Here is a 19,505-nt window from a genome sequence, read left to right on the forward strand (position 1 = left end):
ACGACCGCTTCCCTGACATCCTGTGTCAGTGAAGTCCAGCCGGCTCGTCTCCATCCTCCTGCTCCTCCAGACCCGCGGCCGGCTGACCGCCGCCCAGCTCGCCGACGAACTGGAGGTCTCCGTCCGCACGGTCTACCGGGACGTCGAGGCCCTCGGTGCCGCGGGAGTCCCGGTGTACGGCGACGCGGGCCACGCGGGCGGCTACCGACTCCTCGACGGCTACCGCACCCGCCTGACCGGCCTCACCGCGGCCGAGGCCGAGACCCTCTTCCTGGCCGGCGTCCCCGGCCCCGCCGCCGAGCTGGGCCTGGGCGGAGTCCTGGCCGCCGCCCAGCTCAAGGTGCGCGCGGCCCTGCCGGCGGAGCTGCGCGCCCACGCCGACCGGATCAGCGACCGCTTCCACCTCGACGCCCCCGGCTGGTACGCGGACTCGGACCGGACGCCGTACCTGCCGGCGGTCGCGGACGCCGTGTGGAACCACCGCGTGCTGCACGTGACGTACCGACGCTGGCGTGAGCCCACCGACGTGGAGCGCCGCCTGGAACCGTACGGACTGGTCCTCAAGGCGGGCCGCTGGTACGTCGTGGCGGGCCCCGGACCGCGCACCTACCGCGTCGATCAGATCCTCGACCTCACCTCGGCCGGCACGGACTTCACCCGCCCCTCCGGCTTCGACCTCGCCGCGTACTGGACGGCGTACCAGCGCGAGTTCCACGGTCGGCTGCACCGGGACCGGGCGGTGGTCAGGCTGGCCCCCGGCGTGACGCTCACCGGCCCGGCGGGCGAGGCGGTGCGGGCGAACGGGCGCCCGGATCCGGACGGTTGGACCCGGGCGACGGTTCCCGTCGAGTCCATGGACCACGCCCACGGCGAGTTCCTGCGCCTCGGAGCCGGAATCGAGGTGCTGGAGCCCGCCGAACTGCGGACGAGGATCGCCCGCACCGCGGCGCAACTCGTCGAGAGATACGGCAACCCGGCCGCCCCCGGCGGCGACTGAGAGGCGGAACCCGTCCGTCCTTCAGGAGGTTCGTCCCGTGAGGCACCCCCACACCCGTCCCCACACGCAACGCAGACGCCCGCTCGCCCTGGCCGCCGCCCTGGCAGCCGCGGGGCTCGTCGGCGCGGGTCTGACGACGCTCGCCCCCGACACCGCCGAGGCCGCCACCGCACGGCAGGTCGAGGCCCTCGACCGGGGCGTGGTCAGCGTCCACACCGACGCCGGCAACCTGGTCAGCTGGCGCTGGCTGGGCACCGACCCCGACAACGTCTCCTTCAACGTCTACCGGGCCGGCACGAAGGTCAACTCCAGCCCGATCACCGGCTCCACCACCTACTTCCACGCCGGCGCCCCCTCCCAGGCCGACTACACCGTCCGCGCGGTCGTGAACGGCACCGAGCAGGGCGACTCGGTCCACGCGATCCAGTTCCGCGCCGGCTACAAGGACGTGCCGATCAGCCCGCCGTCCGGCGGCACGACCCCCGACGGCGTCTCCTACACCTACGAGGCCAACGACGCCTCCGTCGGCGACCTCGACGGCGACGGCGCGCTCGACTTCGTCCTCAAGTGGCAGCCGACCAACGCCAAGGACAACTCCCAGTCCGGATACACCGGCAACACCATCGTCGACGGCGTCAAGCTCGACGGCACCCGGCTGTGGCGCGTCGACCTGGGCCGCAACATCCGCTCCGGCGCCCACTACACGCAGTTCCAGGTGTACGACTACGACGGCGACGGCAAGGCCGAGGTCGCCATGAAGACCGCCGACGGCACCAAGGACGGCACCGGCGCGGTGATCGGCAGCTCCTCCGCGGACCACCGCAACTCCTCCGGCTACGTCCTGTCGGGACCCGAGTACCTGACGATGTTCAACGGCCAGACCGGCAAGGCCATGGGCACCGTCGACTACGTCCCCGCCCGCGGCACGGTCTCCTCCTGGGGCGACTCCTACGGCAACCGCGTCGACCGCTTCCTGGCGGGCACGGCGTACCTGGACGGCTCCCGGCCCTCCGTGATCATGGCGCGCGGCTACTACACGCGCTCGGTGATCGCCGCCTGGGACTGGCGGAACGGCCAGTTCACCCGCCGCTGGACCTTCGACACCAACTCCTCCACCAACAGCGGCAAGGGCTACGACGGTCAGGGCAACCACCAGCTCTCCGTCGCGGACGTCGACGGCGACGGCAAGGACGAGATCGTCTACGGCGCGATGGCCGTCGACGACAACGGCTACGCCCTGTGGACCACGAGGAACGGCCACGGCGACGCCATGCACGTCGGCGACCTCGACCCCTCGCGCGCGGGCCTGGAGGAGTTCAAGGTCGACGAGGACGGCTCCAAGCCCTCGTCCTGGATGGCGGACGCGCGCACCGGCCAGATCATCTGGTCCACCGGCGCGAGCGGCGACAACGGCCGCGGCGTCTCCGGCGACATCTGGTCGGGCAGCGCGGGCGCCGAGTCCTGGTCGTCGGCCGAGAGCGGCATCCGCAACCCGAAGGGCACGGTCGTCAACAGCCGCAAGCCCTCCAGCGCCAACTTCCTGTCCTGGTGGGACGGCGACCCCGTCCGCGAACTCCTCGACGGCACCCACGTCGACAAGTACGGCACCTCCGGCGACACCCGCCTGCTCACCGGCTCCGGCGTCGCCTCCAACAACGGCACGAAGGCCACCCCGGTCCTCGCGGGCGACATCCTCGGCGACTGGCGCGAGGAGGTCGTCTGGCGCACGTCCAACAACACGGCCCTGCGCGTCTACTCCACCCCCTACGACACCGACACCCGCATCACGACCCTCCTCCACGACACCCAGTACCGCACGGCTCTGGCGTGGCAGAACACCGCGTACAACCAGCCTCCGCACCCGAGCTTCTTCATCGGCGGCGGCATGGCCACCGCACCGAGGCCGACGGTCTACACGCCGTGAACAAGAGTGGGGCGTGCACCCGCCGGTGCACGCCCCACCCTCGGCTCAGCCGACCGCGCAGCTCCCCTCGCCCAGCGTGAACGAGGCCGGTTCCGCGTTCGCCCCCGACCAGTCGCCGGTGAAGCCGAAGCTCACCGAGGCGCCGGGGGCGACGCCCTTGTTCCAGGCCACGTTCCTCGCCGTCACCGACGTGCCGGACTGGGTGTGTTCCGCGTTCCACATCTGGGTCACCCGCTGGCCGCCGGCGAACGACCAGTCGAGGGACCAGCCGTTCCAGGCCGACGTGCCGGTGTTGGTGAGCCGGACGTCCGCCTGGAAGCCGCCGGACCACTGGTTCGTGACCGTGTAGGTGACCTCGCAGGCGCCGGTGGGCGTCGGATCGGGCCCGGGTCCCGGGTCGGTGCCGCCGTCGCCGCCCGCCGTGTCGCCGTAGACGACGCCCCGGCCGTTGGTCGCGACGTACACCCGGCCGTACACGCGCGGGTCACCGGTGATGGCGGCGCCGGTCCAGCCCCACTGGTGGGCGTCGTCGTTGACGCGGGTCCAGGTGGCACCCTTGTCGGTGGAGCGGAAGATGCCGCGGACGCCGCCGATCTCCGCGCTGGTGTAGAGGGTCTGGTAGGAGGCGTCCGGAGCGGCCTTCCCGAAGCCGACGGTGTCGGCCGCGTCGACGTTCCCCAGCTTGGTGAAGGTCGCGCCGCCGTCCGTCGAGTGCCACAGGCCGTACGGGCCGTCCGCCGCCCCGCCGGCCAGCCAGACGTCCCCCTCGGCGCCGGGCAGCGCCTTGAAGCGCACGCTGTCACCGGCGGGCAGGCCGGTCGCGGCCGAGGCGGTGAAGGTCGCGCCGCCGTCCGTGCTGACGTAGAACTTCCCGGACTTGAAGCCGTAGAAGGTGGCGGGGTCCACGCGGTCGGACTCGACGACCGCGCCCGCGGGGATGCCGGTCGACGCCTGCCATGACGTGCCGAAGCCCGTCGTGTACTGCACACCGGTGCCCTCCGGACTCCACACGAAGCGGCTGCCGTCCGCGCCCGCCGCGACCGTACCGCCGCCGCTCACCCCCGACGGGTCGGTGCCGCCGAACCAGTTGGCGCCGTTGTCCGTGGAGAACGCGATGTGCGGGCCCGAGTCGAGGTTGCCGGCCCGGACCACCGTGTCCGGGTTCGCCTCCGCGAAGTCCAGGCTCGTGGTGGAGGTGAAGTTCGGCGAGGTGTACATCATCGACGGCACCTCGGTCAGGCTCGTGTGCCTGAAGCCGCCGATGTCGCCCAGCGCGCTGAGCAGCGGGGCGCCGGAGGGGGGTGACGCCAGGTCGTTCACGGCCGTCTCCTCCAGGCCGCGCACCATGGGTTCGATGGCGAACGTGCCGCCCTCGTCGTCCCAGTCGGTCAGCTCCTGCGTGCCGTAGATCGTGGCGCCCGTCCCGTACATCATCCGGTCGGAGTCGAACGGGTCGATCTCCAGCGCCTCCGTCATCCAGCCCAGCTTCGGCGTCTGCTCGGGCGGGGTCGGGTTCGCGCCCCAGGTCAGCCACGGGGACGAGGAGACGTCCATCGTGTAGCGGTTCTCGCGGTTCGGGTACGACGTGTAGCTCCACGCCTGCGTCCACGTGCCGCCGCTGTCCGTCGAACGGAAGATCTGCGTGTCCGGCCACCACGAGCTGTACGCGGTCGCCATCACCGTCCCCGGATGCTGCCGGTCGACGGTCAGGCCGCTGAAGCCGAAGTAGGTGTCGGCCTCCGCGACCGGGCTGATGTCCGTCCAGGTGCCCGTCGCCGTCGCGTACCGGTACAGCCGGCCCTTGCCGCCGTCGTACGGGCCGCCCGTGTCGCTGTAGGCGAGGTACAGGTAGCCGTTCTCGGCGTCCAGGACGCCCTTGTGGGCCAGGTGACCCGTGGGCTGGCCCGCCAGCCGCTCCCAGGTCGCGCCCGCGTCCGTCGAGCGGTAGACGGCGTTCTCCTTGTCGGCGACCCCGACGTAGACGGTCTTCGTCGCCGTCCCCCCGCTGCCCGTCGACTCGTCGAAGGTGACCCAGGTGATGCCCTGGTTGTCGGAGGCGTAGCCGGAGGTGTCGCTCGGGTCCTGCGCGTAGTTCCCCGGGTTCGGGAAGGCCGTCACCTCGGACCAGGTGACGCCCGCGTCGGTGGAGCGCCACAGGCCGTGGCCGCTGGGCGCCCCCAGGTACAGCACGTCGTTGTCGTGCGGGTCGACGGCCAGGCGCTCGCCCATGCCGCGGCCCGGCATGTTGCCGCCCAGCTTGAACGGCAGGTCCGTCTTCTGCCAGCTCGCGCCCCGGTCGGCGGAGCGCAGCACCGCGCCGTTCGTCGGGTCCCAGTCGTTGGTGTACGTGCCGACGGCCGCGTACACCCGGTCGGGGTCCACGGAGTCGGAGGCGACGCTCACCACGCCCGTGTGACCCCAGTCGTCCCAGCCGACGTGGTCGAGCAGCGGCGTCCAGGTGTGGGACGACTCCTGCCAGCGGTAGGCGCCGCCGATGTCGGTGCGGGCGTACGCCAGGTTCTTCTCGGCGCGGTTGAACACGATGCCGGGGACGAAGCCGCCCCCGTCGATGCGCGCGTTCTTCCACGTGTAGCTGTCGGCGGCCACGGCCGCCTTCGGCGCGTCGGCTGCCAGCGCCGTTGGCGGGCTGCCCGCCAGAAGACCGGCCGCGAGGGCCAACAGCACGGTCAGGATCCGGGTTCTTCGCACGGTGGGGAACCGTCCTTCCGTCAGGAGCAGAACACATGCGAGGACCGGGCGGCCCCAGACGTGAACAGGGGCCGCCCGGTCGGTTGGTCCCGTCGTCCGGTGACGAGACCGTGCACACGGAGCCGTCAAGCGCCCCGAAGGGAAGCGGGGCTGCGTCGAGGTGCGGCTACCGCCGCGCGAGCGCGACCAGCCACGTACCGGCCGGCAGCCGAAGAACCGCCCACCCGCGGAGCGCTTCGCGGGGACTATTCGAGCAGCTCCGCGTACGAACCCATGGCGAGGGCTATGTCCGCCTGGGCCCAGAACCGGTGGTACGTGAACGTGGGCGTGGCGCCGCCCTGGAGATAGCTCTCGATCTTCGACCAGGCCGGGTCGTCCTGGTAGAAGGAGCGGATCGAGGCGAAGGTCGACGACTCGTCGATCGTGTCGCCGTTCGGCATGGTGCCGCTCCAGCCGCTCGGAACGTAGATCCCGTCGTCGAAACGGTTGTAGTCGGCGCGGGTCTCCGGGACGGCGATGCCGAGCGCGTCCTGGTCGTTCTCCCACATGCCGTCGAGCAGCGCCTTGGCGGTCGAGGCCGCCTCCGTGTCGCCCGAGCGGTCGGCGTAGTACGTCAGGGTCTTGGCGTACGCCGCCGCCACACCGACGTCGTTGGTGTAGTCGGCGACCGTGACGTGCAGGTCGCCGTTGTCACCCGGCGACGAGGCGTTCCAGGTGTCGGGCTGCCCCGACCACTCGAGCGTCGACGGGATCCGGAAGGTGCCGTCCGGGTTGACCGTCGTCTCCGACAGCGCCCAGTCGACCCACTTGTCCAGTACGGCCTTGGCGTCGGCGTCACCGCTCTGCTGGTAGTACTCGGCGACGCGTTCCATGGACCACGCCTGGAAGCCGAACCACTGGTTGGACGGCGGGTCGTGGTACACCGGCTTCTCGTCGTAGTACATGCCGTAGAAGGTCGGCGTACCGGCCGGCGGCGTCCCGTACCGGCCTGCCCAGCTGTTGGTCGCGCCGCCCGCGATGGCACCCTCGTCGGCCTGGAGCCAGCGGTAGAACTCCACCTGCCGGTCCAGGGACTTGGCCCAGTCGGACGCGCCGGTCGCCGACTTGGGCTTCAGGTCGGCGTCGGTGCTCAGCGCGTACGCGGCCAGCGGGTTCTGGTAGCCGCCGTGGGTGTGGCTGGAGCCGATGCGCCAGGCCCAGCCCGCCGAGGTGTCCACCGCGCCGCCCCAGGCGTAGTACCAGGACAGCAGGTAGTGCGAGGAGTCCTTGCCGGTGCCGGCCGGGCAACTGGACGGTCCGACGCAGTTGCCGATCTTCTTGAAGTACTTGTCGAACATGGCGTAGCGCAGGTAGTCGCCCATCTTCGCGGCCTTGTCCAGGGTCGAGGAGATCTCGTCGGCCTTGCCCTGCTCGCCGGCCCAGATGTCCGCCCAGTACGCGGCCTGCACGGCCCGCGCGTCGGCGTCCGGGGCGTTGGTGAACTTCCACTGCTTCGCGTAGGACGCGTCACCGGTGAACAGGTCCAGATACCCGTTCTCACCGCCGTACTTGAACGCGTCGCAGGTCGGCTGCGGCACCGTCTCCCACACCGACTCCTGCGCGCCGCGCTGGAAGGTGTTGATGTACGACGGGCCGGTGTCCGACGGGCCCGCCTCGCAGTTGCCGGGCGAGTTGCCGTAGCCGTAGGTGTTGTCGACGTCCTGGAGCCAGTGCATGCCGTAGACGTCGTCCGTGCCGTACGCCGACTTCAGCTCACCGGCGATCGGGTCCGGGCCGACGGAGACCGCGCCGTCCAGGGGCGCCGGGTACTCGTTCGGCGTGTCCAGCTCGGGTGCGTAGGTCGCCGGCTTCGTGGCGTTGTACGCCGAGTTGGTCGGCTGGTCGGCGTGGGTGGGGATCATGTACGTCTCCATGATCTCCCAGGCGTTGTTGAACCTGTCCCAGTCGCCGGTCACCTTGCCGTACATGGCCTGGAGCCACAGCAGGTAGCTGTACGCCTCGGAGGTGGTCTCGTGCCCGTGGTCCGGCGCCTCGACGATCAGCGTCTCGACCGAGTGGTACGGGATGCCCTCGGGCGAGAAGTAGCCGTTGGCCGGGTCGGTGATCTTGCCGTACAGCTCCAGGAAGCGGGCGTCGTAGTCCTTCGCGGCGGCCAGCTGGGTCACGGTGACCGCGGCCTTGCCGTGGCCGGGGGCCGTCGACTCGAAGACCGCCGAGCCGCTGCCCGAGGCGTTGGCGGAGACGGTCACCTCCTGGGCGGTGTTCCAGTTCGACGGGGTGAAGGTGAGGCTCGCCCCGCCCGTGACCGAGAGGCCGGTGTTGCCGCTCGCGCGGGCGGTCGTGACGCTCACGTTCGCGGTCGGCTGCTTCGAGAGCTTGACCTCGTAGGTCCCCGACCCGCCCTGCTGAACGCCCAGTTGGCCGGGCGAGGCGACCACGGCCGGTCCCGAGGCGACCGTGATGCCGACCGGAGTCGAGTCCGCCGAGGCGCCCATGCTGTCGTAGGCCTTCGCCACCAGGGAATGACTGCCCACGGTCAAGCCAGCAGCGGAGTACGTGTAGGGCGAACTGGTGTCGGTGCCCAGCAGGGTGGCGTCGTCGTAGAACTCCACCTTGCTGATGGTGGCTCCGTCGGCCGCGGCCGACGTGGCCGCCAGCGGCACGGCCTCGCCCTGCGAGTACACCGCGCCCGCCTCCGGGCTGGTCAGCACGGTGATCGGCGGCTGGTGCGCGCCGACGCAGGAGGTGCCGTTGACCGCGAAGTCGGTCGGCGCCGCGTTGCTGCCGCTGTACGTGAACTGCCCGCCGGTGGAGACGGCGGCCCCGGCGGCGATCCGCGCGTTGTACGAGGCGCTCTTCACGGTGACGTTCCGGCCGGACTGGGCCCAGGTGCCGTTCCAGCCGTTGGCCAGCTTCTGGTCGCCCGCGTAGGAGTACGTCAGCGTCCAGCCGTCGATGGCGTCCGAGCCCCGGTTGGTGAGCGTCAGCTCCGCGGTGAAGCCGGCGCCCCAGTCGTTGGTCTTGTAGTCCACGCTGCACTGAAGTGCGGCCGCCTGGGCCGGAGTTGAACCTGTGCCCAGCATCGTGAGGGGTAGCGCGAGGGCCGCCAGCGCGGCGGTCCACAGTCGTCGCGCGGTGCGACGTCTGCGTCTGTGTCCTGAGTGCATGGTGCTGGTTCCTCCTTGCGGCTCGGGGAGGGGGAGTGGGGGAGGAGCAACAAGCCTTGAACCAGTGGGAGCGCTCCCATAGTGGGGAGAGCACCCTGGGCGGTCAAGATGTGTGAAGAGTCGAAAAGATTCGACAGGTCCGGCTGAGAGAAAGTCAGTAACTCCTCTGTTCTTTGCCGTCACTTGGCGCTACCTTCGCTGCACCAGTGGGAGCGGTTCCATCAGTCGACGCGTCCGTCACGGCGCGCCCGAACTGCAAGGAGTCGCTCATGCGACACCCCCCGTTCCACCTTCCGCGTTCAGGACTTTTAGCCGCAGCCGCGGCCTGTCCGACGCGTCGTCGGCCGGCGTGCCGGCTCGTACCTCCCCCGGGCGCTTCCAGCCTGCCCGTGGGCCGTTCCTGACCTCCGATCACGACGGCACCCCCATGCCGATCGGCAGCGGGCCGCGCCGATGGACGCGCGGCCCGGGACGACCGCACCCGCACCCCCACGAAAGAAGGAACCCGCACTCATGACCCGTACCAGAACCGCGATGCTCGCTGCCCTGACGCTGGTCGCCGGCGCCTCGGGCACGGCCCTGGCCGCCCACTCCGCGAGCGCCGGAGCCGCGGCCGCCGCCTGCACCGTCGACTACAAGGTGCAGAACGACTGGGGAAGCGGCTTCACCGCTGCCGTGACCGTCACCAACAACGGTGCCGCCACGTCCAGCTGGTCGCTGGGGTGGACGTACGCCGGCAGCCAGAAGGTCACCAACAGCTGGAACGCGAAGGTCAGTCAGAGCGGTGCCGCCGTCACCGTGGCCAACGAGTCCTACAACGGCACCCTGTCCACGGGCGGTTCGACGAGCTTCGGCTTCCAGGGCACCTACAGCGGCAGCAACGCCGTCCCGGCCACCTTCACCCTCAACGGCGTGACCTGCAACGTCGACGGCGGGACCGACCCGACGGACCCGCCCACCGATCCGACCGATCCGCCGACCGACCCCACCGGCCCGGGCGACCGGGTGGACAACCCCTATGACGGCGCCCAGGTCTACGTGAACCCCGAGTGGTCCGCCAACGCCGCCGCCGAACCCGGCGGTGACCGCATCGCCGACGAGCCGACCGGTGTGTGGCTCGACCGGATCGCCGCCATCGAGGGTGCGAACGGCGGCATGGGCCTGCGCGACCACCTGGACGCCGCGCTGGAGCAGAAGGGCTCCGGCGAGATGGTGATCCAGCTCGTCATCTACAACCTGCCGGGACGCGACTGCGCCGCCCTCGCCTCCAACGGCGAGCTGGGCCCGACCGAGATCGACCGGTACAAGACCGAGTACATCGACCCGATCGCCGAGATCCTCGCCGACTCGAAGTACGCGGACCTCCGGATCGTCACCACGGTCGAGATCGACTCGCTGCCCAACCTGATCACCAACGTCTCCGGGCGGCCCACCGTCACGGAGAACTGCGACGTGATGAAGGCCAACGGCAACTACCAGAAGGGCGTCGGCTACGCCCTGAACAAGCTCGGCGACGTCGGCAACGTCTACAACTACGTCGACGCCGGCCACCACGGCTGGCTCGGCTGGGACAGCAACTTCGGCCCCTCCGCCGAGATGTTCAAGACCGCCGCCACCACCGAGGGGGCGACCGTCGACGACGTGCACGGCTTCATCGTCAACACCGCCAACTACAGCGCCCTGAAGGAGGAGAACTTCAAGATCACGGACTCGGTGAACGGGACCTCCGTGCGCCAGTCCTCGTGGGTCGACTGGAACCAGTACACCGACGAGCAGTCCTACGCCCAGGCCATGCGCGACAAGCTGGTCTCGATCGGCTTCGACACCAACCTCGGCATGCTGATCGACACCTCCCGCAACGGCTGGGGCGGTGCCGACCGGCCCACCGGACCGGGCGCGACGACCGACGTGAACGCCTACGTGGACGGCGGGCGCTACGACCGCCGTATCCACCTCGGCAACTGGTGCAACCAGTCCGGAGCCGGCCTCGGTGAACGCCCGCAGGCCAGCCCCGCCGCCGGGATCGACGCGTACGTGTGGATGAAGCCCCCGGGGGAGTCCGACGGCTCCAGCAAGCTGATCGACAACCCGGACGGCAAGGGCTTCGACCGGATGTGCGACCCCACCTACACGGGCAACGAGCGCAACGGCAACAACATGTCGGGCGCCCTGCCCGACGCCCCGATCTCCGGGGCCTGGTTCTCCGCGCAGTTCCAGGAGCTCATGAAGAACGCCTATCCGCCCCTGTCGTGAGCGGATTCCCGCGCGCGTGGCGCGGGTGAGCCGTCGGGGTCCGGTCCCTGCGGGCCGGGCCCCGGTGGCCTCCTCTTTTTTGCGGGAGCGGCAACATCTGTTGCACCCGGCCGGTGAGTCGTCGCACCCTGGCGGCACCGCGAACGGGAGGCTGACCAGCATGGCGCACGACCACCATCACCACGACACCCACGACCCCGCCCACGAACAGGGCCACGGACACGGGCACGGGCACACGCACGACCACGCCGACATCGACTGGGCCGAGATGGCCCCGCACCTCGAGGCGCAGGCCGAGCTGTACACGCCGCTGTACCGGCAGGCCGCGACCTGGCTGGCCCGGGAGGTGACCGACCCGGGCCTGGTCGTCGACGTCGGCAGCGGACCCGGCGTCGTCTCCTGCCTGTTCGCCGACACCTTCCCCGGCGCCCGCGTCGTCGCCGCCGACGGCGCCGCACCGCTCCTGGAGCGGGCTCGCGCCCGTGCCGAGCGGCTCGGGTTCGGCGACCGCTTCGGCACCCTCGCCGGGGACCTGCCCGGCGCGTTGTCCGAGCTGGACTACCCCGCCGACCTGATGTGGGCCAGCCAGAGCCTGCACCATCTGCCCGACCAGCGCGCGGCGCTCGCCGCTCTCGGCGGGCACCTCGCGCCCGGCGGCACCCTGGCGATCCTGGAGGGCGGACTGCCCGCCCGGTTCCTGCCCCGCGACATGGGGATCGGGCGCCCCGGTCTCCAGGCCAGGATCCGCGCCGCGGAGGAGGACGCGTTCGCCGAGATGCGCGCGGACCTGCCGGATTCCGTGGCCGAGACCGAGAACTGGCCCGCGATGCTGACCGCCGCCGGGCTGAAGCACACCGGCACCCGCAGCTTCCTGCTCGACCTGCCCGCGCCCGTCTCCGACGCGGCCCGCGACTACGTCGCCACGTCACTGTCCCGGCTGCGCGAGCGGATCGGCGAGAGTCTCGCCGCCGATGACCGCGCCACCCTGGACCGGCTGCTCGACCCCGCGGACGAGGCGGGCGTGCACCGGCGCCAGGACCTGTTCGTACTGGTGGCGCACACCGTCTACACGGCGGTACGGCCGGTCTGACGCGGGGGCTTGACTTCGAGAGCGCTCGAAATGATGGACTCCCCCCGTTCGTGAGAGACGAGTACAGACACCGACAAAGTACAGACACAGGGGGAACCATGACCGACACGCCGGTCACGCTCATCACCGGTGGCGGCAGCGGCATCGGTGCCGCCGTCGCCCGGCGGCTGCTGGACTCGGGGCAGCGGGTGGCCGTCACCGGGCGCGGGGAGGCGAGGCTGCGGGCGTTCGGCGCGGAACTCGGCGACCCCGAGGGCCTGTTGACGATTCAGGGCAGTGCCGCCGAGCACGCACAGGTGACCTCGGCGGTCGAGGCCACGCTCAAGGAGTTCGGGCGCCTGGACACGGTCGTCGCCAACGCCGGGTTCGCCACCCACGACTCGGTCGCCGAGGGCGACCCGGCGGGCTGGACCGAGATGGTGCTGACCAACGTGCTCGGCCCGGCCCTGCTGATCAGGGCCTCCATCGACGCGCTCAAGGAGACACGGGGGCGGATCGTGCTGGTGGGCAGCGTCGCCGGCTTCGTGAACACGCCGGGCAACATCTACGGCGCCACGAAGTGGGCGGTGACGGGGCTCGCCGAGAACACCCGGCGGGAGGTGACGCAGTGGGGCGTGGGCGTCACGCTCATCGCGCCCGGCCGGGTGGAGACCCCGTTCTGGGACGGCACCGGCGGCCTGCCGCCCGGCGAACTGCTCACCGCCGACCAGATCGCCGACTCGGTCGTCTGGGCCATGACCCAGCCCGCCGGGGTCGACGTCAACACCGTGGTCGTACGACCGCTGGGGCAGCCCAACTGACCCACACGGGACACGGGAGGGGCCCGGCCGGACGCGCGGCCGGGCCCCTCCCGTGTGCGGCACCGTTCAGGAGTTGACCTCCGCCGGGTCCGAACCCAGCCGCCGGTCCTCGTTCAGCGCGCTGATCGCCGCGAGGTCCTCGGTGTCCAGGGTGAAGCCGAACACGTCGATGTTCTCCTTGATCCGGGACGGCGTCACGGACTTCGGGATCACCACGTTGCCCAGCTGGAGATGCCAGCGCAGCACGACCTGGGCCGGGGTGCGCCCGTGCTTCTGGGCGATCGCGACGATCGCCGGGATGTCCAGGATGCCCTTGCCGGAGCCGAGCGGGGACCAGGCCTCGGTGGCGATGCCCTGCTCCGCGTGCACCTCGCGCGAGGCGTGCTGCTGGAGGTGCGGGTGCAGCTCGATCTGGTTGACGGCCGGGATCACCGACGTCTCGGCGGTCAGCCGCTCCAGGTGCTCCGGCAGGAAGTTGGACACGCCGATGGCCCGGACCCGGCCGTCGGCGAGCAGCTTCTCGAACGCCTTGTACGTGTCGACGTACCGCTCCTTGGCCGGTACGGGCCAGTGGATGAGGTAGAGGTCCAGGTACTCCAGGCCCAGCTTCGCCAGTGAGGCGTCGAAGGCGCGGAGGGTCGTGTCGTACCCCTGGTCGCTGTTCCACAGCTTGGTGGTGACGAAGAGGTCCTCTCGGGCCAGCCCGGAGGCCGCGATCGCCCTGCCGGTGCCCTGTTCATTGCCGTAGATCGCCGCTGTGTCGATGCTGCGGTACCCGGCCTCCAGCGCCTGGCCGACGGCCGTGGTGGCCTCGGCGTCCGGCACCTGCCAGACGCCGAAGCCCAGCTGGGGCATCTCGACGCCGTTGTTCAGGATGATCGGGGGGACCTTGCTGCTCACGAGCTCTTGATCCTTCGGTTGTGGTCAGGTGGTACTCATATCGTCAACGATCACGAGCTCCGACGCATTCCTGACCGTGGAACTCACGCTCTGTAAAGCGCCTCGACCTCGGTGCCGTAGGCGTTCTCGATGGCCTTGCGCTTCAGTTTCAGCGAGGGCGTCAGCAGCCCGTGCTCCTCGGTGAACGGCTGGGCGAGGATGCGGAAGGTGCGGATCGACTCGGCCTGCGACACGAGCGTGTTCGCCGCCACGACCGCGCGCCGCACCTCCGTCTCCAGGTCGGCGTCGTGCACCAGGTCGGCCGGGGACATCCGCGGCTTGTTGCGCATCGTCAGCCAGTGCTCGACCGCCTCCTGGTCGACGGTGATGAGGGCGGCGACGTAGGGCCGGTCGTTGCCGACGACGATGCACTGGTTGACCAGCGGGTGGTCCCGGACGCGCTCCTCCAGCAGACCGGGGGAGACGCTCTTGCCGCCGGAGGTCACCAGGATCTCCTTCTTGCGGCCGGTGATGGTGAGGTAGCCGTCCTCGTCCAGTGCGCCCAGGTCACCGGTGGCCAGCCAGCCGTCGTGCAGGGTCTCGTCGGTGGCCTTCGGGTTGTTCAGATAGCCCTCGAAGACGTTGTCGCCGTTCAGCCAGATCTCGCCGTCGTCCGCGATGTGCACGGTGACGCCCGGGACGGGCTGCCCGACGGTGCCGTAGCGGGTGCGCTCGGGCGGGTTGGCGGTGGCGGCGGCCGTGGACTCGGTCAGTCCGTAGCCCTCGTAGATCTGCACGCCCGCGCCCGCGAAGAACAGGCCGAGGCGCCGGTCCATCGCCGAGCCGCCCGACATGGCGTTGCGGATGCGTCCGCCCATCGCGGCCCGCACCTTGGTGTAGACGAGCTTGTCGAAGAGCTGGTGCTGCATCCGCAGCCCCGCCGACGGGCCGGGCCCGATGCCCCAGGCCTTCGCCTCCACCGCCTCCGCGTACTTCACGGCCACGTCGACGGCCTTCTCGAAGGGACCGGCCTTCCCCTCCTTCTCGGCCTTGCGCCGGGCGGCGTTGAACACCTTCTCGAAGATGTACGGCACGGCCAGGATGAAGGTCGGTCTGAAGGCGGCCAGGTCGGGCAGCAGCGCGGCGGCGTTCAGCTGCGGCTGGTGGCCGAAGCGGACCCGGCCGCGGATCGCCGCGACCTCCACCATCCGGCCGAAGACGTGGGCGAGCGGCAGGAACAGCAGCGTCGCCGCCTCGTCGCCGCGCTTGGAGTGGAACACCGGCTCCCAGCGCTCGATGACCGTGTCCGCCTCGTACATGAAGTTGCCGTGCGTGATGACGCAGCCCTTGGGCCGGCCGGTGGTGCCCGAGGTGTAGATGATGGTGGCGACCGAGTCCGGCGTGACCGCCTTGCGGTGCCGGTGGACCACCTCGTCTTCGAGGTGCGCGCCCGCGTCGTACAGCTCCTGGACGGCGCCGGAGTCCAGCTGCCACAGGCCGCGCAGGTGCGGCAGCCGGTCGATGACGGTGGCGATCGTCATCGCGTGGTCCTCGTGCTCCACGACCGCGGCCGTCACCTCGGCGTCGTAGAGCATCCACATGCACTGCTCGGCCGAGGAGGTCGGGTAGATGGGGACCACCTGGGCGCCGATCGTCCACAGGGCGAAGTCGAAGAGCGTCCACTCGTAGCGGGTGCGGGACATGATGGCGACCCGGTCGCCGAAGCGGATGCCCTGAGCCAGCAGTCCCTTGGCGAGGGCCAGCACCTCGTCGCGGAAGGCCCCGGCGGTGACGTCCCGCCACTGCCCCGCGTCGTCCTTGCGGCCGAGTGCGATGTGTCGCGGATCCTCCTGGGCATGCTGGAAGACGACGTCGGCCAGACCGCCCACCGGTGGTGCCAACGTCAACGGAGGACTGGTGAACTCGCGCAAACCCCGCTCCCCGCATTTCTGGTGACGCCCCCCGCACAGCGCGGTGAAAGCTACCCCACCCGGCGCGTGGACGGGAGGGGTGCCAAAATCGAACAGGGCTCATGTTCGCGCTGGTCAGCGAGTGGAAATGCGCTCACATGGGGAAGGGTCGGACAGTTTCCTGAGGGTTGAGCAAGTTTCGGTGCCGTAATCTCCACCGAATCTGTACGACCCGCTTACCCCCGGTACGGGGACAGCGGAGCGGCCTTCTCCTCCTTCAGTGTGTCCGTCGCGGAATCCGTCACTCCGGCGTCTCGGCCCCCGCGGTCGGCCCTGACCAGTACGAGGACCAGCACCCCGGCGACCGCCGCGACCGCGCCCGCGGCCACCGCGGCCGCGTTCAGTCCGGAGGCGAACGCGGCCCGCAGCGTGTGCTCCCCGAACACGCCCCGCAGGGCGCCCGCCGCACCGCCCGCCAGACCGTGCGCCGCGTCGTGCGGCAGCGTGCCCTCCATCCGCGAGGTCAGCACCGTGCCGAACACGGCGATGCCGAGCGCGTACCCGAGCTGCCGGAAGGTGTTGACCGCGCCCCCGGCCATGCCGGCCCGCTCCGGCGGCACCGCCGCCAGTGCCGCGCCCGCGATGCCGGGCGACACCAGGCCCGTGCCGACGCCCACCAGGAGCAGCCCCGGCACCAGCGAGGACGCGCTCGAGGAGGCGTCCAGGAACGCCATGCAGAACTGCCCCGCCGCGATCAGCAGCAGCCCGCCGCCGATCGTCAGCCGCGCCGGCACCCCGTGCAGCAGCCGTCCGCCCGCCGCGGCCACCAGGAACGACGCCAGCGACAGCCACACGAACACGAGCCCGCCCCGCACCGGGCTCATCCCGAGCAGCGTCTGCAGCCATATGGAGGTGTACGCCATCACGCCGAACGCCGCCCCGTTGAAGGCCAGCCCGCCCAGCATCACGCCCGAGAACGCGGGCCGCAGGAACAGCCGCGGATCGAGCAGCGGATCGGCGACGCGCCGCTCCACGGCGACGAAGCCGCCCAGCGCCACCACCGCGAGGGCGAAGGAGGCGAGGGTGCCGCCCTCCGTCCAGCCGTGCGACCCGGCCCGCACCGCCCCGTACGTCAGCGCGGCGGCGAACGCCGCGAAGGCCGCCGTACCCGCCCAGTCCACGCGGCGCCCGATCGCCCCGCGCGACTCCGGCACCACGCGCAGCGTCAGCCAGACCGCCGCCACGCTCACCGGCAGGTTCACCCAGAAGATCCAGCGCCAGCCCGGGCCGTCGGTGAGCAGCCCGCCCAGCACCGGGCCCACGGCCGCCGCCGCCCCGCTGACCGCGCCCCACACCCCGAGCGCCATCGACCGACGGCGCCCCTGGTAGACCGAGCCGAGCAGCGGCAGCGTGGTGGCGAACATCGCCGCCGCGCCCACCCCCTGCAGCCCGCGCGCGGCGACCAGCATCCCCGGCCCGGTGGCCAGCCCGCACAGCAGCGAGGCCGCCGCGAACAGCACCACGCCCGCCACGTGCACCCGGCGTCGCCCCAGTACGTCGGCGGCGGCCCCCAGCCCCAGCAGCAGCGCGGCCAGCGCCAGCGCGTAGCCGTCCATCACCCACTGCAGATCGCTCAGCGACGCGTCCAGCCCCCGGGCCATGTCCGGCAGCGCGACGACCGCGATCGTCACGTCCAGCAGCAGCATGAACGTCCCGAGGCACACCGCCGTGAGCGGCCCCCATGTACGCATGTTCTGTCTTCTTCCTGTGTGCTACGAGTCTCTGTGTCTCCGTACGATGGGTCGAACCCGGCCGAATGGCCTGGTCCATGGCGCCTGCGTGACGGAACTCGATGGGATGGTCCGCCTTGAGGATGGAATCCGACACCTTCGACGAACTCGACCTGCGCGTGCTGGACGCCCTGGAGGTGAACGGCCGCGCCTCCTTCAGCCGCATCGGGGCGGTACTCGGCGTCTCGGACCAGACCGTCGCCCGCCGCTACCGCAGGCTGTGCGCCGAGGGCGGGCTGCGGGTGGTCGCCGTCCGGGACCCCGAGCGGCTCGGCCAGGACCACTGGACGCTGCGGCTGCGCTGCGTCCCCGACAGCGCCCTTCCCATCGCGGACGCCCTCGCCAAGCGCCCCGACACCAACTGGATCGGGCTGGCCGCGGGCGGCACGGAGGTCATCTTCGGCACCCGGCCGCGCAGCGCGGGCGACCGGGACGACCTGCTCCTGGGCAAGCTGCCGCGCACCCCGCGCGTCCTGGAGATCCACGCCCACCAGATCCTGCACCGCTTCTACGGCGGGCCCAGCGGCTGGCTCCGCAAGTTCCGGGTGCTCGGTGACGACCAGGTCGCGGCGCTGCGGCCCGAGGCGGTCCCGCCCTCGCCGGGGGCCGCCCGCATCGAGCCCGAGGACGAGCCGCTGCTCGCCGTGCTGGAACGCGACGGGCGCGCGGGGTACCCCGAACTCCAGCGCGTCACCGGCCGCTCAGAGTCCGCCGTCAAACGCCGCCTGGCCGCGCTGCTCGCCTCCGGAGCCGTGTACATCGACGTGGAGTACCACTCCGAGATCCTCGGCTACCCCACCGCCGCCGTCCTGTGGCTCACCACGAGTCCGGCCGCCCTCCACCGGGTCGGCGAGGCGCTCGCCGCACACGACGAGATCGCCCACGCCGCCGCGACCGCCGGTCCGTCCAACATCATCGCCACCGCCGTCGTCCGCAGCACCGCCGATCTCTACGCCTACCTCAGCGGTCCGCTCGGCCGGCTGGAGGGCGTCCAGCACGTGGAGGCGTCCCCGTTCCTGCGCCGGGTCAAGCAGCTCACCTATCCGAGGCCCGTGCGCTGAGGCCGGTGCAGCCGGTCGCCGCCCGCCAGGATCGCCGCCGCCAGGGCGTCGGCGGCGCCCTGTGCCGAGGGGCGGCGCCGGCCGTGCACCAGCACGAAGTCGACGCGGCCCAGCTCGGGCAGGCCCGCCCGGTCCGGCACCCGTACGAGGCCGGGCGGGACGAGGCCGCGCGAGTGCGCCATCACGCCCAGGCCCGCGCGGGCGGCCGCGATCAGGCCGTTCAGGCTGCCGCTGGTGCACGCGACGTGCCACTCCCTGCCCTGCCGCTGCAGCGCGTCCAAGGCCAGCGCGCGGGTGATGCCCGGCGGCGGATAGACGATGAGCGGCACCGGGCGGTCGGCGTCCAGGCGCAGCCGCCGCGCGCCGATCCACACCAGCCGGTCACTCCACACCGGTTGCCCACGCGGGTCCTCCGGCCGCCGCTTGGCCAGCACCAGGTCCAGCTTCCCGGCCCCCAGCTGCTCGTGCAGCGTGCCCGACAGCTCCACCGTCAGCTCCAGGTCGACCTCTGGGTGGTCGTGCCGGAAACCCTCCAGGATCTCCGGCAGCCGGGTCAGCACGAAGTCCTCGGACGCCCCGAACCGCAGCCGCCCGCGCAGCCGGGTGCCCGTGAAGAAGGCCGTCGCCTGCTCGTGCACCTCCAGGATCCGGCGCGCGAACCCGAGCATCGCCTCGCCGTCCTCCGTCAGCTCCACGGAGTGGGTGTCACGGCTGAACAGCTGCCGTCCGGTGGCGTCCTCCAGCCGACGCACGTGCTGGCTCACCGTCGACTGGCGCAGCCCGAGCCGCCGGGCGGCCTGCGTGAAGCTCAGCGTCTGGGCCACCGACAGGAACGTACGCAGATGGGAGGGGTCGTACATGCCCGCAGGCTATCGCGGAACGTGATGACAGTCAGAGCGGTATACGGGATTCCCGATCGCGGAGT

The 19,505-nt window shown here is 71.3% G+C and carries 12 protein-coding genes; 6 read left to right on the plus strand and 6 right to left on the minus strand.

The window, feature by feature from the left end; genetic code table 11:
• Positions 1-28 precede the first annotated feature (28 nt).
• Together ACGH7X_RS32275 and ACGH7X_RS32280 are read left to right on the plus strand one after the other, a co-directional pair.
• Positions 29-997: a helix-turn-helix transcriptional regulator gene (locus ACGH7X_RS32275; RefSeq protein ID WP_399891883.1), complete on the plus strand. Its 969-nt coding sequence runs from the start codon at positions 29-31 to the stop codon at positions 995-997.
• A gap of 37 nt (positions 998-1,034) precedes the next feature.
• A complete protein-coding gene (locus ACGH7X_RS32280) occupies positions 1,035-2,921 on the plus strand; it encodes a rhamnogalacturonan lyase (RefSeq protein WP_399891886.1) in 1,887 nt (628 codons plus the stop codon).
• A 45-nt stretch (positions 2,922-2,966) separates the two neighbouring features.
• Here ACGH7X_RS32280 and ACGH7X_RS32285 read toward each other — a convergent pair whose 3' ends face one another.
• Together ACGH7X_RS32285 and ACGH7X_RS32290 are read right to left on the minus strand one after the other, a co-directional pair.
• Positions 2,967-5,630 (minus strand): cellulose binding domain-containing protein, encoded by a 2,664-nt coding sequence (locus tag ACGH7X_RS32285; RefSeq protein WP_399891889.1) that lies wholly within the window; start codon positions 5,628-5,630, stop codon positions 2,967-2,969.
• Between the two features lie 245 nt (positions 5,631-5,875).
• Positions 5,876-8,797: a glycoside hydrolase family 48 protein gene (locus tag ACGH7X_RS32290; protein ID WP_399891892.1), complete on the minus strand. Its 2,922-nt coding sequence runs from the start codon at positions 8,795-8,797 to the stop codon at positions 5,876-5,878.
• Between the two features lie 513 nt (positions 8,798-9,310).
• Here ACGH7X_RS32290 and ACGH7X_RS32295 point away from each other — a divergent pair.
• The 3 genes from ACGH7X_RS32295 to ACGH7X_RS32305 all read left to right on the plus strand — a co-directional run bounded on the left by ACGH7X_RS32295 (position 9,311) and on the right by ACGH7X_RS32305 (position 12,940).
• Positions 9,311-11,050, plus strand: a complete 1,740-nt coding sequence (locus ACGH7X_RS32295) for a cellulose 1,4-beta-cellobiosidase (protein ID WP_399891895.1) — start codon at positions 9,311-9,313, stop codon at positions 11,048-11,050.
• Between the two features lie 160 nt (positions 11,051-11,210).
• A complete protein-coding gene (locus ACGH7X_RS32300; protein WP_399891897.1) occupies positions 11,211-12,140 on the plus strand; it encodes a class I SAM-dependent methyltransferase in 930 nt (309 codons plus the stop codon).
• Positions 12,141-12,238: 98 nt separating this feature from the next.
• Positions 12,239-12,940, plus strand: coding sequence for an SDR family oxidoreductase (locus ACGH7X_RS32305; protein ID WP_399891900.1), 702 nt, complete (start codon positions 12,239-12,241; stop codon positions 12,938-12,940).
• Positions 12,941-13,006: 66 nt separating this feature from the next.
• On the opposite strand, the gene ACGH7X_RS32310 is transcribed toward ACGH7X_RS32305, so the two are convergent.
• The 3 genes from ACGH7X_RS32310 to ACGH7X_RS32320 all read right to left on the minus strand — a co-directional run bounded on the left by ACGH7X_RS32310 (position 13,007) and on the right by ACGH7X_RS32320 (position 17,480).
• Entirely contained in the window at positions 13,007-13,840 is an 834-nt protein-coding gene (locus ACGH7X_RS32310) for an aldo/keto reductase (protein ID WP_399891903.1), read from the minus strand.
• 83 nt (positions 13,841-13,923) lie between these two features.
• Positions 13,924-15,750, minus strand: coding sequence for an AMP-dependent synthetase/ligase (locus ACGH7X_RS32315; protein WP_399891906.1), 1,827 nt, complete (start codon positions 15,748-15,750; stop codon positions 13,924-13,926).
• Between the two features lie 215 nt (positions 15,751-15,965).
• Positions 15,966-17,480: an MFS transporter gene (locus ACGH7X_RS32320; RefSeq protein ID WP_399891909.1), complete on the minus strand. Its 1,515-nt coding sequence runs from the start codon at positions 17,478-17,480 to the stop codon at positions 15,966-15,968.
• A 122-nt stretch (positions 17,481-17,602) separates the two neighbouring features.
• Between ACGH7X_RS32320 and ACGH7X_RS32325 the strand changes: the two genes are divergently transcribed.
• On the plus strand, positions 17,603-18,580 hold the full coding sequence (locus ACGH7X_RS32325) for an Lrp/AsnC family transcriptional regulator (RefSeq protein WP_399891912.1): 978 nt from the start codon (positions 17,603-17,605) through the stop codon (positions 18,578-18,580).
• Here ACGH7X_RS32325 and ACGH7X_RS32330 read toward each other — a convergent pair.
• Positions 18,559-19,440 (minus strand): LysR substrate-binding domain-containing protein, encoded by an 882-nt coding sequence (locus ACGH7X_RS32330; RefSeq protein WP_399891915.1) that lies wholly within the window; start codon positions 19,438-19,440, stop codon positions 18,559-18,561. The genes ACGH7X_RS32325 and ACGH7X_RS32330 overlap by 22 nt on opposite strands.
• Between the last annotated feature and the right edge of the window lie 65 nt (positions 19,441-19,505).

Origin of the sequence: Streptomyces sp. BBFR51, from assembly GCF_044591655.1 — a bacterium.
Classification (GTDB): domain Bacteria; phylum Actinomycetota; class Actinomycetes; order Streptomycetales; family Streptomycetaceae; genus Streptomyces.